At 56.0% G+C, this 14,848-nt stretch carries 12 protein-coding genes; 8 read left to right on the plus strand and 4 right to left on the minus strand.

Annotated elements, in window-relative coordinates; translation table 11 throughout:
• The first annotated feature begins 163 nt into the window (after positions 1-163).
• Positions 164-1,204, plus strand: coding sequence for a UDP-3-O-(3-hydroxymyristoyl)glucosamine N-acyltransferase (gene lpxD / locus ACZ5RI_RS12210; protein ID WP_464513489.1), 1,041 nt, complete (start codon positions 164-166; stop codon positions 1,202-1,204).
• Here lpxD and ACZ5RI_RS12215 read toward each other — a convergent pair whose 3' ends face one another.
• The 4 genes from ACZ5RI_RS12215 to ACZ5RI_RS12230 form a co-directional block, all read right to left on the minus strand.
• Positions 1,205-2,218, minus strand: a complete 1,014-nt coding sequence (locus ACZ5RI_RS12215; RefSeq protein WP_464513490.1) for an adenosine deaminase — start codon at positions 2,216-2,218, stop codon at positions 1,205-1,207.
• 61 nt (positions 2,219-2,279) lie between these two features.
• The gene (locus ACZ5RI_RS12220; RefSeq protein ID WP_464513491.1) at positions 2,280-4,082 is read right to left on the minus strand and encodes a chloride channel protein; all 1,803 of its coding nucleotides are present in this window, start codon (positions 4,080-4,082) and stop codon (positions 2,280-2,282) included.
• 118 nt (positions 4,083-4,200) lie between these two features.
• Positions 4,201-5,499 (minus strand): guanine deaminase, encoded by a 1,299-nt coding sequence (gene guaD / locus ACZ5RI_RS12225; protein WP_464513492.1) that lies wholly within the window; start codon positions 5,497-5,499, stop codon positions 4,201-4,203.
• A 106-nt stretch (positions 5,500-5,605) separates the two neighbouring features.
• Positions 5,606-7,498, minus strand: coding sequence for an ATP-binding protein (locus tag ACZ5RI_RS12230; RefSeq protein ID WP_464513493.1), 1,893 nt, complete (start codon positions 7,496-7,498; stop codon positions 5,606-5,608).
• Between the two features lie 354 nt (positions 7,499-7,852).
• Between ACZ5RI_RS12230 and ACZ5RI_RS12235 the strand changes: the two genes are divergently transcribed.
• Genes ACZ5RI_RS12235 through ACZ5RI_RS12265 form a run of 7 tightly spaced genes read left to right on the plus strand, consistent with a single transcriptional unit; the run spans position 7,853 to position 14,799 of the window.
• On the plus strand, positions 7,853-8,173 hold the full coding sequence (locus tag ACZ5RI_RS12235; RefSeq protein WP_464513494.1) for an STAS domain-containing protein: 321 nt from the start codon (positions 7,853-7,855) through the stop codon (positions 8,171-8,173).
• A 1-nt stretch (position 8,174) separates the two neighbouring features.
• Positions 8,175-8,540, plus strand: coding sequence for a response regulator (locus ACZ5RI_RS12240; protein WP_464513495.1), 366 nt, complete (start codon positions 8,175-8,177; stop codon positions 8,538-8,540).
• The gene (locus tag ACZ5RI_RS12245; RefSeq protein ID WP_464513496.1) at positions 8,537-10,537 is read left to right on the plus strand and encodes a chemotaxis protein CheA; all 2,001 of its coding nucleotides are present in this window, start codon (positions 8,537-8,539) and stop codon (positions 10,535-10,537) included. The genes ACZ5RI_RS12240 and ACZ5RI_RS12245 overlap by 4 nt, the downstream gene beginning before the upstream one ends.
• Positions 10,538-10,541: 4 nt before the next feature.
• Positions 10,542-11,054 (plus strand): chemotaxis protein CheW, encoded by a 513-nt coding sequence (locus ACZ5RI_RS12250; RefSeq protein ID WP_464513497.1) that lies wholly within the window; start codon positions 10,542-10,544, stop codon positions 11,052-11,054.
• The gene (locus ACZ5RI_RS12255; protein ID WP_464513498.1) at positions 11,027-12,811 is read left to right on the plus strand and encodes a methyl-accepting chemotaxis protein; all 1,785 of its coding nucleotides are present in this window, start codon (positions 11,027-11,029) and stop codon (positions 12,809-12,811) included. The genes ACZ5RI_RS12250 and ACZ5RI_RS12255 overlap by 28 nt, the downstream gene beginning before the upstream one ends.
• Positions 12,812-12,820: 9 nt before the next feature.
• Positions 12,821-13,702, plus strand: a complete 882-nt coding sequence (locus ACZ5RI_RS12260; RefSeq protein WP_464513499.1) for a CheR family methyltransferase — start codon at positions 12,821-12,823, stop codon at positions 13,700-13,702.
• On the plus strand, positions 13,699-14,799 hold the full coding sequence (locus ACZ5RI_RS12265; RefSeq protein ID WP_464513500.1) for a protein-glutamate methylesterase/protein-glutamine glutaminase: 1,101 nt from the start codon (positions 13,699-13,701) through the stop codon (positions 14,797-14,799). Before ACZ5RI_RS12260 ends, ACZ5RI_RS12265 begins: the two co-directional genes overlap by 4 nt.
• Positions 14,800-14,848: the final 49 nt, after the last annotated feature.

The following is a 14,848-nucleotide window of genomic DNA, read 5'->3' on the forward strand; positions in this document are numbered from 1 at the left end:
GCCACCGCCCCACCGCCGTGGTAACCAAATTAGGCAAAATCATGAAAAAAATGTGTAACGTTTGGTCACAGATGGGCGGTAGCGGCTATCGCTGCTACTGAAAACATGTTTTCCTGCGGCTTGGGTAGGAGCAAAACGGCGCGTATCGCCGGAACAGTGAACCATGATTGATCAACGTTTTTTTCGCCGCGCAGGTCCGTTTACGCTGGCGTATGTTGCTGGCCAGGTGGGCGGCCATATTTCACATCCAGAAAAGGCGGAAGCCTTAGTTTACGACGTTTCGGCGCCGGAACGGGCTAATGCCAACGAGATCTGCGTCTTCAGTGACCGCCGCTATCGCCCGCAATGTCAGGCAAGCCAGGCACTGGCCGTCATCGTCGGTGCCAAGCTGGCCGATCAGCTGCCTGACAAGGTACAACTGGTCGTTGGCGATCCCCGGCTGGCCTATGCGCAGATCTGTCAGCTCTACTACCCGCCAGCACCAATGACCACGCAGATTGAACCGGGGGCCTTTGTTGATGCCACCGCCCAAATCGGCGAAGGCTGCCACATCCGGCCCGGGGCCTATATCGGAGCCGGGGTTCGCATTGGCGCCCGCTGCCGTATCAATGCCAGCGCAGTGCTGGAAGATGGTGTCGAACTGGGTGATGATTGCCGGATCGGTGCCAATTGCACCATCAGCAATGCACTGCTCGGCTCACGCGTCGCCATTGCCCCTGGTACACAGATTGGCAGCGAAGGCTTTGGTTTTGTGCCCAGCCCGCAAGGTCTGATGCGTATTCCACAGCTGGGTCGCGTGATCATCGGTGATGATGTCGATATCGGCAACAACTGCACCATTGACCGCGGCGCACTGGGTGATACCGAAATCGGTGCAGGGACCAAGATCGATAACCTGGTCCATCTGGCGCATAACGTCAAAATCGGCCGCTATTGCATTATCACCGCGCAGGTTGGCATTGCCGGATCATCCTGCGTTGGCGATGGCACCATGATCGGTGGCCAGGCGGCAATTGCCGATCACGTCAGCATCGGCGCGCGTGTCAAGATTGTCGCCCAAAGCGGCATCATCCGCGATATTCCCGATGGTGAAACCGTTGGCGGCTCACCGGCGCTGCCGGTGCGCGAATGGCACCGGCAGACCGTGGCCCTGGCTAAACTGGCGGGCAACTGCCTGCGCAATCACGACGCCAAAACATCCTGATTAAAACGCGTTCTGCGCCGCGAAAATATCAATTGCGGCCAGATGGGCTTCGACCTCGGCTTCGGGCAGGAACGAGCCGAGGAAGCTGTTACGGGCCAGCTGCACCACCTCGTCCTTGCTCAAATCAAGGGCTTTGGCCACGGCGATGAAATTGTCACCGGCATAGCCGCCGAAATAGGCCGGATCATCGGCATTGACGGTAGCGCGCAGGCCCAGCCCAAGCATTTTTTTGAGCGGATGGGCCGTCATATCATCGACCACGCAGAGCTTGAGATTCGATAACGGGCATACCGTAAGCGTCATGTTCTCGCGCACCAGTCGCGCGACCAGTGCGGCATCTTCCAGCGCACGATTGCCATGATCAATGCGATCGACATGCAGCATATCCAGCGCCTGATGCACATAGTCGGGCGGGCCTTCCTCGCCGGCGTGGGCACATAGCTTCATGCCCGCCGCCTGCGCCAGTGCGAAAACGCGCTGGAACTTCTCAGGCGGATGACCGACCTCGGAAGAATCAAGCCCGACGCCGACCAGCTTATCGAGATAGGGTTCGGCCTCGCGCCAGGTCTGCAACGCATCTTCTTCCGACAGATGACGCAGGAAGCTTAAGATCAGACGGGACGAAACGCCCAGTTCGGCCTGCCCAGCCTCAAGCGCCCGGCTGATACCACCGATCACCACCCCAATCGGTACACCGCGTTCGGTATGGGTTTGCGGATCGAAGAACAGCTCGGCATGGCGCACACCATCGGCGGCGGACCGCTTCAAATAGGCCATGGTCAGATCGTAGAAATCTTCCTCGGTGAGCAGCACTGCCGCGCCGCTATAATAGATGTCGAGGAAATCCTGCAGCCGGGTAAAGCTGTATGCCGCACGGATATCTTCGACCGTGGCATAGGGCAGCTCGACATGGTTCCGCCGGGCGATGGCGAACATCAGCTCCGGTTCCAGACTGCCTTCGAGATGTAGATGAAGCTCTGCCTTGGGCAGAGCGCGTAGAAAGTTCGTATCCATGTCCAAACATGCCAAAGCCAGCCCGGCTTGACAAGATGCCCGCGCATAGCTGGCAACTATTCTACCCGGCGTTGCCGGAGGAGTATAAATCGCTCTGCCCCAGTTCGGCACTGCGGCGGGTTTCCAGCATTTGGGTATAGCGGCGCAAGGCATAGGCTTCGGTCAGATAGCCGATAATGGTGCGGTCCGCCGTGGAACGAACCACCGGTAGGGCTTCAACCCGGCACGCATCAAAGCGGTTAAGGGCGGCCTTGATATTTTCCTGTGGCAATAGGAATGCATCCCCCGCCACAACCAGCGCGCCAACATTCAGCCCGGGATCAGCCGCCGGATCATGCAGCAAACTGCTGTCAAGCATACCAGCATACTGCTCCGCGGCATCGATGACAAAAATCTTCTTGGTACTACCGAGCGGAAACGTCTGACGCGCCTCGGCCAGCGTGGTGGATGTCTGCAGGGTGGCCGCATCGCCACGCATCAGCTTTTCGACCGTCAGATCCTGCAGCCAGCCGATATCGTGCGGGCTAGAAATTTTTAAGCCCCGCAAGTGGAAGCGCCAGGTCGAGAACGAATAGCCGAAGAAGCGCCGCACAATGGTCGAGGTCACCACCACCCCAATCATAACCCCTGCTGTCATGGGGAAATCGCCGGTGCCTTCCAGCACCAGAAACACCATGGTAAGCGGCGCACCAATAATCCCGGCAGCAACCGAGCCCATACCGACCAGCATCATGGCAGTATGATGCGGCTCCAACTGCGGCACGACGCTAGCCAGCACATTGGCGAAAAGCGCCCCAAACAAACAGCCGAGAAACAGCGCCGAACTGAACAGCCCCCCCCGAAAGCCCGAGCCAATAGAAATCGCCGATGCCACCAGTTTGGCGACCAGCATAACCAGCAAGACTAGCAGCGTTCCGTTATGATCGAACTGAAACTGGATCGCTCCATGGCCACTGCCCAACACCTGGGGCACCGAAAGCGCAATGGCCGATAACAACGCCCCACCCAGTGCCGGACGTAAAAATTTCGGTAGGGGCAGGGCGCGGAACCCCTTCTCGGCCCAATTGACCGCCAGCATGGCCACCACGCTGATGCCCGCCGCCACCACCCCCATCAGGGCAAACAGCAGATAGAGCGCCGGTTTAAAGTGAAAAACCTGCCCGACCACAAAGGTGGGATCGGGATCGACCAGAAACCGCTCGGTCAGCACGCCAGACAGCGCCGCCACCACCACCGGGGCCAGCGCCCGGATCGAATAGGTGCCCAAGATCAGCTCGAACCCGTAAAACGCCCCGGCCAGTGGCGCATTATAAGCCGCGGCAATCGCTGCGGCGGCCCCAGCGGCCACAAAGGTACGCAAATCCATCCGGCGCAATTTAAAATACTGGCCCAGCGCAGAAAACATGCTCGCCCCACACTGGCTGTAGCCAGCTTCCATGCCGACCGAAGCCCCGGCCGCATTCGACATCATCGTCGATAGCAAAAGCCGCAAACTGCCGAACATCGACATGCGGCCACCATGCAGAGCATTGGCCTCGATCGGGTCAACGATTTCGGCTTGCCGGAAGCGGCTGAACAACCATGCCGCCAGCCCCAGTAACAGCCCGCCCAGCGCAGGAACCATCGCCACACGCAAGGGGCTGACACCGAAACCGACGCTAAGGCTGCCCCCAGGCGGCAGCGCAAAACACCATTGATGCAAAAGATCGATGGCGCCATGGATCAACGCGATGGCCAGCCCCACCGCCGCGCCGCACACGGCCGCAATCACAATTTGCAGCAGCTCGCTGGAACGCAGGCCATGCTGAACAAACCGGGTGAGGGCATGGGCAGAATAGGCTGCAAGATCGATTGCGGGCCGCATTCGGGTATCCGTTCGTTTCGCCTTTTAATCCCAACCCCAGCATTTGTGACATAAGCCTGGGCCGATTGCACTTCACCGTGGCTAGCTTGACAAAAAGTTATTCCCCGACACCCCGGGATCAGATCCGGTGATAGGCCTGCGCCCCTGCGATATAACTGCGCGCCACAGCCCTGTCATCGCCCAGAATGGCCAAAGCAAACAACTTCTCCACCGGATCACGGGCCACGGCCCAGCGCCGGGCCAGAAGCGGCAGCGCATGGGCATCCAGAAGCACAAAGTCGGCCTCCTTGCCGGGCTGAAGATTGCCGACACAACGGTCGATCTTCAGCGCCCGCGCCGCGCCCAGCGTTGCCATATAAAATAATTTCGCCGCGTCGATGCAGTGGCCCTTCAGACGCGCAACCTTGTAGGCATCTGCCATGGTGGCAAAGGGCGACAGCGAGGTTCCGGCACCGACATCACTGGCCAGCGCAACCGCCGCTCCGGTGGCCTGCGCAGCAGCGATATCGAACAGCCCGCTGCCCAGAAACATATTGGACGACGGGCAATGAGCCAGTGCCGCACCGCTGGCCGTCAGCCGTCGCCATTCCGCCGCCGACAGATGAACGCCATGGGCAAAGACCGCGTGGTCGGAGGCCAGACCGAATTTCTCATAAACCGCGAAATAATCGGCACAATCGGGGAATAGCTGATGGGCCGCACGCAGTTCGCTGGTGTTTTCCGACAGATGGGTATGCAGCAGCACACCGGGATGCTCGGCCAGTAGCCTTGCAGCCATTTCCAACTGTTGCGGACTGGAGGTCAGGGCAAAGCGCGGCGTCACCGCATATCCCAGCCGGCCACGACCAAGATACTCACGGATCAGCGCCTTGGAATCCATATAACCGGTTTCGACCGTATCGCACAGCGCCGGCGGCGCATTGATGTCCATCAGCACCTTGCCGGAAATCAGGCGCATATTGCGCGACAGCGCGGCGTTAAACAGCGCCTCGACCGAAATCTTATGGCTAGTGGCGAAAACCAATGCCGTGGTCACCCCATTGGCAACCAGCTGATCAAGGAAAAAGCCTGCAGACTCTCGCGCCACCTCCGGGTAGCCATAGCGGGCTTCCGCCGCAAAGGTATAACGGGTGAGCCATTCGAGCAGCTCGGTCCCAGGCGCCGCCATAATTTCTGTTTGCGGATAATGGACATGGGCATCGATAAAGCCCGGCATAATCAGGGCATCGGGAAAATGCTCGACCGGAATGCCATGTATCCGGGCCAGCGCGTCCTCACTCCACGGCATGAGCTCGGCGATAAAGCCGTCTTCGACAATCAGAACACCGTCATCGTAAAAAACAGCCGCCTCAGGCCCCGCCCGGTCGGGATCGTCAAGCAGATGGAAAATCGCACCACGGTAGGCTGTTCGGGACATAGGGACTGCATCCGGTTGGCTGGCAGAAGATCACTTCCACAAATTTGTGGCTGAAGGGCCAGCATAGTGCAGGACGGTGCAGACTGGCAAAGCCAGCCCGAAGGAATTAGGGGATAAGTGCAGCCCCACCACCCGGCATAATTGCAGAAGATGTTTCAGTCTCCTTGGCGGGCGACGACTTTGCCGCATCACGCACAGTACGCGCGCCCAACTGCCATGCCGAAAGGGCCGCCGTTGCTTTGGTCGCGGCGACGCCAAGGGCATGGGCCAAACCTTCAATCCGCCCCACCTCGTTGCGACGGCAGGCCGTTTCAAAGGTCCGGGCCAAAGCGCTCAGCTCCATTGCCCCCAGATTTCCAGCGATACTGACCAGCATATGGGCTTGCTGGCCTGCCTGCGCCATATCGTTACGGGCACGCGCCGCCTCGACCTCGACCAGAATACGCGCCGCATCCGACAGAAACAGGCTAATCAGCTCGGCCAGTGATTTACGCGGTAAAACGCCATCGAGATCGTCGAGTTTGGTAGTATCAAGCACCGGCAAAGCTGGCACCACCACCAGTGTTGCCGGACTGCGCACCGGCTCACGATGGGCGATTTCGGTCATCTTGGCCATGAGAGCAGCACCGCTGACGGGCTTGGTGATATAATCATCCATACCCGCCGCCAGATAGGTATCACGCGCCCCCGCCATAGCATCGGCCGTCATGGCGATAATCGGCACATTGGCGAACGGAAAAGGAAGCGCTCGGATTTGCAGCGTGGCGTCGATGCCGTTTAGCACCGGCATCTGAATATCCATCAACACGACATCATAGTGATTATGACGCACCGCTTCGACTGCCTCGCGACCATTCTCGGCTATATCGACGTGATGGCCCGCTTTGGTCAGCAAGGCCGAGGCATAAATGCGATTCACCGCATTGTCTTCCGCCAGCAAAATATCGAGCACCTTGTCACAGCGGCAGGACGATGACGACCGCTTCGCCCCCTTGGGCTTAGCCACCGCGGCGGTCAATGGCAGGGCAAACCAAAAGGCCGTTCCCTCTCCAACGCGACTGTCCACACCGATAGCGCCACCCATCAGCTGTACCAATTGGCGTGAAATCGCCAGCCCCAGCCCTGTTCCACCATACCGACGCGCCACGGTGCCATTTAACTGATTATAGCGCTGGAACAACTGCTCCTGCTGTGACAGCGCAATGCCAATGCCAGAATCGCGCACAGTAAAGCGCATCCGCCCCGCCGCATCAGTTCGCACATCAAGCCGGACAAAGCCCTGCTCGGTAAATTTGATCGCATTGCCGATCAGGTTTAACAAAACCTGACGAATACGGCACGGATCACCGCTAAAACAACCTCGAATCTCTGTAGAGATATCGACAATAAAGTTCAGGCCCTTTTCCCGGGCGCGCGGCGCCATCAAGGCGGCCGCATGTTCGATCACCGCCACCGGATCAAAGCTGACATCCTCGATTTCCATCTTGCCGGCTTCGAGCTTGGAGATATCGAGAATATCGTTGATGAGATTGAGTAACAATCCGGCAGATTCGTTGACCAATTCTGCATGGCGGCGCAATTGACGGGCCGAACCGCCGTCGAGCATCAGCTCGCTCATTCCGATGATGCCGTTTAAGGGGGTGCGAATCTCGTGGCTCATACTGGCCAGAAACTCACTTTTAGCCTGATTGGCCTCTTCCGCTGCCTTACGGGCACGGGCACTGACATACAGCCGGCGATGAACCTGACGCAACACTTTGCGCATGTGCTGCATGCGACGCCGGCGGGTCCATTCATACGCCAGTATCGGCCCTAATAACAGGCACACCAGCAACGCCGAGCCCACAAGCCATATCAAAGCGCGCTGCGGGGTTAGGGCAACCGCCTCGCCCATGAGCGACCAGAACAAAAGTGGACAGGCCAGCACGGCGATAATGACGCAACACAAGGCTGCATAGGCCAAAATAGCACGATTCAAACCAATGATATGTTTCGACACGGAACACCCCGCACGGCAAAAATCAAAAAAAGCGCCCCCAAGCGTGAAAGACATGACAGCCCTTTCAACGACGCAATGCGGATAATTTCATCAAGTTATAAAATCTCGGTTAAGCAAATCGCTTTCTTTGTCTTTGGCAGCAACATTTGTGCAGCAACCACACAAAGATAAATTTTACCAAAAGGTAAGCATGGGAATTCATCAGTCCACGCCATAATATTCGTTAATGAATATTCACCAATTACACACCCACCAGCTGCCGATTCACGACGGATTAACATTCTTGGTTGTAACCTTACCGCAAGCAGTAAAGTGCTTTCGACAGGTTTGGTTCCCGGATGAGGAGAGCGTGCGGTGCAGCGTCAGGATCAGACAGCCGTGACCGTGGGACTGAGCGGCCTAACCACGTTGCGCACCATCACCACTGCGCATGAAAAGCTGCTATCGGCGCTTACCCGGACGGGCGGCCGTGTGATCATCGACGTTGGCGAAAACAACGACGTCGATCTGAGTTTCGTACAACTGCTGCTATCTGCTTACCGAACCGCAGCACAGACTAACACCGATCTTACACTGTCATCGCCGGCATCGGGCGCGTTGTTGAAAACCTTAACCCGCGGCGGTTTTTTACATCCGCCTATGAATACGTTCTGGCTCGGAAAAAAAGAGGACTGATATGGCCGACATTTTGATTGTGGATGATTCCGCCAGCATCCGGCACACCGTGAAAATCGCGTTGGGCCGCCACGGCTTCACCATTCATGAAGCTGCCAACGGACTGGAAGGACTACAAAAGGCAAGCGAGCAGCGGTTTGATCTGTTTCTTGTCGATCTCAACATGCCGCAGATGGACGGTATGAGCATGATCCGGGAACTGCGCACAAACACGTTGCAGGCAGGCGTTCCGATCCTTTTTCTGACTACCGAATCTGACAACGAGGTCAAGCTGCAGGCCAAGGAAGCAGGCGCCACTGGCTGGTTGACCAAACCGTTTGACGCCGATCAGCTGTTGAAAGTGGTCAACAGGATCGTGGCAAAATGATCGACAGCGAGTCGGCCCAGATTTTCCGGACCGAAGCGCAGGAACTGTTCGAACATATCGAACATGGTCTGCTCGATCTGGAACGCAATCCGGACGACTCAGAAATCGTTGCCGGCCTCTTCCGCGCGCTTCACACGTTGAAGGGGTCGGGGGCTATGTTTGGCTTCGACGCGTTGGCAGCTGTTGCCCATCGCTGCGAAACCGCCTTTGACCGCATTCGTAAAGGAAAAAGCAAAGCCACACCGGAACTGATTGGTGCAGCGCTGGTTGCGCTCGATCATATGCACACACTGGCCGATAGTGGCAGCATTGCTGAAGACAACAACCACTCTCTGTTCGATGCGCTGGATGAGGCCGGTGGCACCCCCCCCCCCCGGCCTGCAACACCTCCTACACAGACTACAGCAGAACCCGCGACAAACATTCCGACGCAATGGCACATATCCATGCGGTTTCCGCCGCAGGCTTTACGCAATGGCACGCGACCACTGGTCATGCTGGATGAGCTCAGCGCCCTGGGGCCGGTCGAGATTGTCGCCCAAACCAGCGAAATTCCTGCGTTACAGACACTCAATCCGCAAGATTGCCATTTAGCGTGGATTGTTACGCTTGCGACCGATAAAGGCAGATCTGATATTGAGGATGTTTTTTCGTTCGACGCATTAAACATGGAGCTGGCGATCAAGCCTCTGCAGCCTGCGCTACCGGCACCTGCGACGACACCTGTTGCGCCCCCCACCTCAGCCGTCGAACACGCCGCTTCGGCCATCACGGCAACACCACCACAGCCCCCGGCAGCAGATCCCCATGCCCAAGCCGCCAGCACCGATGGAACATTGCGGATCCCGGCTTTACGTCTGGATACCTTGATGGATCGGGTTGGTGAATTGGTTATTGCGCAATCACGTCTGCGTCAGGTCGCCAGTATTATTGCCGATACCAATCTTGATACCGTGACCGAAGAAATCGAACGGCTGGCGGCAGAACTTCGGGAATCGATGATGTCGGTACGGATGGTGCCGATTGCGCAATTATTCGGCCGATTTCGCCGTCTGGTGCGGGATCTGGCCAGAGAAACCGGTAAAAAAATCGAATTTATCACCAGTGGCGAAACGACCGAGCTGGATAAGACGGTGATAGAACGGCTAGCTGATCCGTTGATCCATCTCATCCGTAACTCGGCCGACCATGGTTTGGAAACTGCAGAAGATCGCTTGACCGCGGGGAAATCAGAAACCGGCACCATTAGTCTGTCGGCATTTCAGGCTGGTGCCGAAGTTATTATCGCCATTGAGGATGATGGCCGCGGCGTTGACCGTGACAAGGTTCGCGCCCGTGCCGAAACCAATGGACTTATCACACCGGGTCAATCCCTGACAGATGAGGAAGTGCTGCAACTGTTGTTCCAACCGGGCTTTTCTACAGCATCAAAGGTTACAGGGTTATCCGGGCGCGGTGTCGGTATGGATGTGGTCAAACGTGCCATTGATGCTTTGCGTGGCACGATTGAAATGAACAGCGAGTTTGGTCAGGGTTCCCGCATATTGCTGCGCATTCCGCTAACCCTGGCAATTATTGACGGACTTCTGGTACGCGTAGGAGACGCACGTTACGTCATTCCGCTATCGGTGATCGAAGAATGTATTGACCTGCCTGATCTCCACCACAAACCAAGCGATAGGAACATCATTCTTTTACGGGAAGGGATTGTGCCCTTTATTCGGCTTTGTGAAGTTTTTAGCGTTACATCGATTCCAGACGGCATCCCCATGGTGGTGGTGGTTTCAATCGGTACTGACCGCGTTGGTCTTGTTGTAGATCAGATAATTGGTGACCACCAGACCGTTATTAAACCACTATCAAGCTTTCATATCGGGATTGGCAACTTTTCAGGTGCTACAATCCTGGGAGATGGTTCAGTGGCGCTGATCCTTGACGCGTCGAACCTGATTTCAATCGGGCGTAACCGTGAAGAACGGTTGCGTGCGACGGGGTAACGCAATGGGATCTCTAACGGATATTCCCTGGAATGACGAAGAACAGTTTGAAGCGCTGTGCTTCGACCTGCGTGGGGATGGCTTCGCTATTGAAGCTACACTGGTACATGAAATACTTGATCCCATAGCCGAAACAAAAGTTCCCGGCAGCGACCCTCTGGTGGGCGGCGTAATTAATTTCCGGGGCAGAGTTATTCCTCTGGCAGACCTTGGCCTAGCCTTTGCCATGCCGGCATGGGCTCCCCATGAAGACAGCCGAATTATTGTGATCGCCTGCCCGCTTGCCGATCAGAGTATTCTACTCGGGGTAAAGGCAGACCGGGTTTATGAAGTTACCACAATTAACCGTACTAACGCCGAGCCCCCACCAGAAATCGGCAAGCAGTGGAATCCTGAGTATATCAGAGGGCTGATAAAATCATCACGCGGTTTCATTACGATACCGGATTTGACCAGGATCTTTTCATCCTTCAACAACAGGCGGCAAACATGCGTCTCACGATTAAACACAAACTGATCGCAGTCTCCGCAGCTGTCGGATCCATGATCGTCGTCATGATGGTATGCGCCACCAATGGATTAGCACGCATCGATCGTAATACTAGCGAGCTCATCAACGGCCCTGTGCAGCGCATGACCCTGTTTCAGGACATACGCGCAACACAGCTCGACATTGTGCGCAAAGAAAGAAATGTCATTATCGAAACCGATAAGGCACAAATCCCCAAATGGGGAAAGGCTATCGATTATCTGCGTGTTACAATGGAACCGCTTTTGGTGAAGGCTGAAAAATCTACCACCGGAGAAGAAAAGAAAAAAGTCAAAACGATTCTTACACTGTGGCAGCGTCAGAAAGCACTCGACACGCAGATGCGGAATACTGCACTGGCAGGAGCGCGGGCAGAAGCTCGGCGACTTTGTATGGGCGAGCTGCGTGATGTCAACAATGCGATTATCACTGTTGCGCAGGATGCAACCACACTGTCTAAAAACCATTTGAATGATTATACCAATGTTGCCCATGGCACATATCACCAGACTTTGTGGATTTTAATCGCAATTTCTCTGCTGACTTTCTTGTTGTCGGTCAGCTGTGCGGTATGGGTTACACTAACGATTAGACGTGGGTTATCCAGCATCGCTGAAATGATTGAACATGTTTCACTCGGCGATCTTGAAAGCCGCATGACGATTGAAACCGAGGATGAAATCCGCGATGTCATAAGCATTGTTAACAAGATGGCTGGTAACTTACGTGCGACAGCTTCCGTTGCTGATATGATTGCAGAAGGTTATCTTACGGTTGATCCCAAACCGCTGTCAGATAAAGACATGCTTGGTCACGCCCTGGCCCGCATGGTTGACCGCCTACGCTCTATCGTAACGCGGGCTTTAGCTGCCGCCAGCAACGTATCTTCCGGAAGTCAGGAACTGTCGGCCACCGCTGTACAAGTCAGTCAGGGCGCCGCCGAACAGGCTGCCGCCGCCGAGCAAGCATCCGCATCAATGGAGCAGATGGCGGCCAACATCAAACAGAACGCCGACAACGCTTCGCAAACCGAGAAAATCTCCCGGCAATCGGCCAAGCATGCCGAGGTCAGCGGGGAAGCCGTTAGCACTGCCGTAACCGCGATGCAGACCATTGCCGAGAAAATTACCATTGTGCAGGAAATTGCCCGGCAAACCGACCTACTCGCGCTTAATGCTGCAGTCGAAGCAGCGCGTGCCGGCGAACACGGCAAGGGCTTCGCCGTTGTTGCTTCCGAAGTACGGAAATTGGCCGAACGGAGTCAGAAAGCTGCCGCGGAAATTGGCGCAGTTTCGAAAGAGACTGTCAAAGCCGCCAAATCCGCAGGTGAAATGCTGGCGCATCTGGTGCCCGATATTCGTAAAACTGCCGAACTGGTGGCCGAAATCAGTGCCGCCTGCCGAGAGCAAGACATTGGTGCGACACAGATAAATGAAGCCATCAGACAGCTTGATAAAGTTACCCAGCAGAATGCAGCCTCGTCCGAACAACTTTCGGTGACATCCGATCAGCTTGCAGCACAGGCAGAGGAACTGCAAAGCTCTATTGCTTTTTTCCGCATCAACAGCCCGAGCCAGCGGGATCCGAGTAAGGCCGCACCGACGTTACGCAGCCATAGCCCGGCCAGGGTTCAACCTGACCGGCAGATCGCGCCCCCCGCAACAAGTAATCGGCCAGGGTTTGAAATTGATCTGGCCAAAGGTGGTCCAGACGCAGACGATGATGATTTCGAGAGTTTCACCTAAGTGGTCCGGATGCCCATGCGGCTGATACAAATACCGCGAAGCGAGCTAAAGTCCGCTGAAGTGACACTCAGTGATGAGGCATTTCATCGCCTCGCCGACTTCATATATCAGCGCTGCGGTATACACATAACCAGCCGGAAACGCACCATGCTGGAAGCCCGGGTCAGGCGCCGCATGCAGGAAACCGGCATCGAACGAATAGAATCCTACTGCCGTTTTTTAGCAGAACGCGATAACCTCGAAAGCGAGGAAGAGGCGATCCATCTGATTGATGCCATCACTGTCAATAAAACAGATTTTTTTCGTGAACCAACTCATTTTACCTATCTAACCAAAACTATTTTTCCTGAACTCCTGGCTAAGGGGCAGCGTAATTTTAAAATTTGGAGTGCCGCCAGTTCATATGGCGCAGAACCCTACACCATTGCCATGGTAACAGATGATTTCTGTAATGAGCATTCAGGTTGCGATTATTTCGTACTTGGGACAGATATTTGCACCCAGGTATTAGAAAGAGCATCCGCCGCACGCTATACCGAAGCGCAGATTGCCCCAATCCCACCGCAGCAGCGACGGCGACACATTATGGTGTCAAAGGATAAAACGCGGCGTGAATATCGAATGGCCCCGCATTTGCGTTCAAAAGTCGCCTTTCTACAACTCAATCTATTTGGCGATCACTACCCGATCTCGGTGGATTATGACGTTATTTTTTGTCGGAATGTGCTGATCTATTTCGACAAGAAAACCCAGAAACGTGTACTGAATCAGCTTATCAGACATATGAAACCTGATGGCTATCTGATCCTGGGCCATTCGGAATCCACTGTCGGCATGGATCTGCCACTGGTATCGGTTGCCAACACAATCTTCCGGCAGCGTAACGCATGACAAACCCGGCAGCCAAGATCAAAGTTCTGATCGTTGATGGCTCTGCTGCCGTCCGTCGAACTTTGTCTGACTTGCTGTCGGAGGACCCACATATCGAAGTGTTGGGGATTGCCGCGGATCCGTTTGCCGCAGCCCGCCGCATCCGTGCCTGTGTGCCAGATGTCATCATTCTCGACAATGCTACCCCTCGCATGGATGGCCTGACCTTTCTGCACAAACTGATGGCGCAACACCCGATTCCCGTTGTCATGTGCATGCCGCCGGAAGAGGAAGATGGCGATATCATGATGCGGGCTAAAGCTGCGGGGGCTGTCGGCATTATCTTCAAACCGCAGACCGGGGCGGTCGAGAGCCTGAACGAAGCCCGCAGCCAAATATGCGAAGCCGTGCGTCAAGCCGCCAGCGTTCATATGATGGGCTCGCGACGAGAACAGCGTAAATCTGAACTTTCCAGTATCGTCGTCAGCGAGAAGCTTACCGCAGACGCAATGTTACCTGCCGCCACAGGGGCTACCATCTCGGTCACGACCGAGCCGCTGATATGCATTGGTGCATCAACCGGCGGAACGGAATCGCTGCATCAGGTTCTGGCGGCCCTGACCATCTCCTGCCCAGGCATCGTCATCGTGCAGCACATGCCCGAGCATTTTACCGCCTCGTTTGCCAAGCGCCTCGATTCCCTGTGCGAAATATCGGTCAAAGAAGCCGAAACTGGTGATATCGTCGCGCATGGCCATGCGTTTATCGCACCAGGCGGCCGCCACGTCATTTTAGAGCGCATAGGTAATCAGTATACCCTGCAGGTCAAAGATGGCCCGCCGGTGTCACGCCACCGCCCTTCGGTCGATGTACTGTTTCGGTCGGCGGCACAGGTGGCAGGCCCCAATGCGGTTGGCATCATCATGACCGGTATGGGCGATGATGGCGCCCGTGGTCTGTTGGAAATGAAGCAGGCCGGTGCTTACACCATCGCCCAGGATCAGGCGACGTCGGTAGTGTTCGGCATGCCAAAGGAAGCCATCCGCTGGGGAGCGGTGGACCGGGTCGTTCCACTGCAGCGCATATCTGCGGAAATTATGAGCACCGTGCGCAGCTAGCGCACGGGCATCGAATGCCTGCTTCTAACCGTCAGAAGCTTAGGGCGAG

The organism is Micropepsis pineolensis (genome assembly GCF_055392125.1).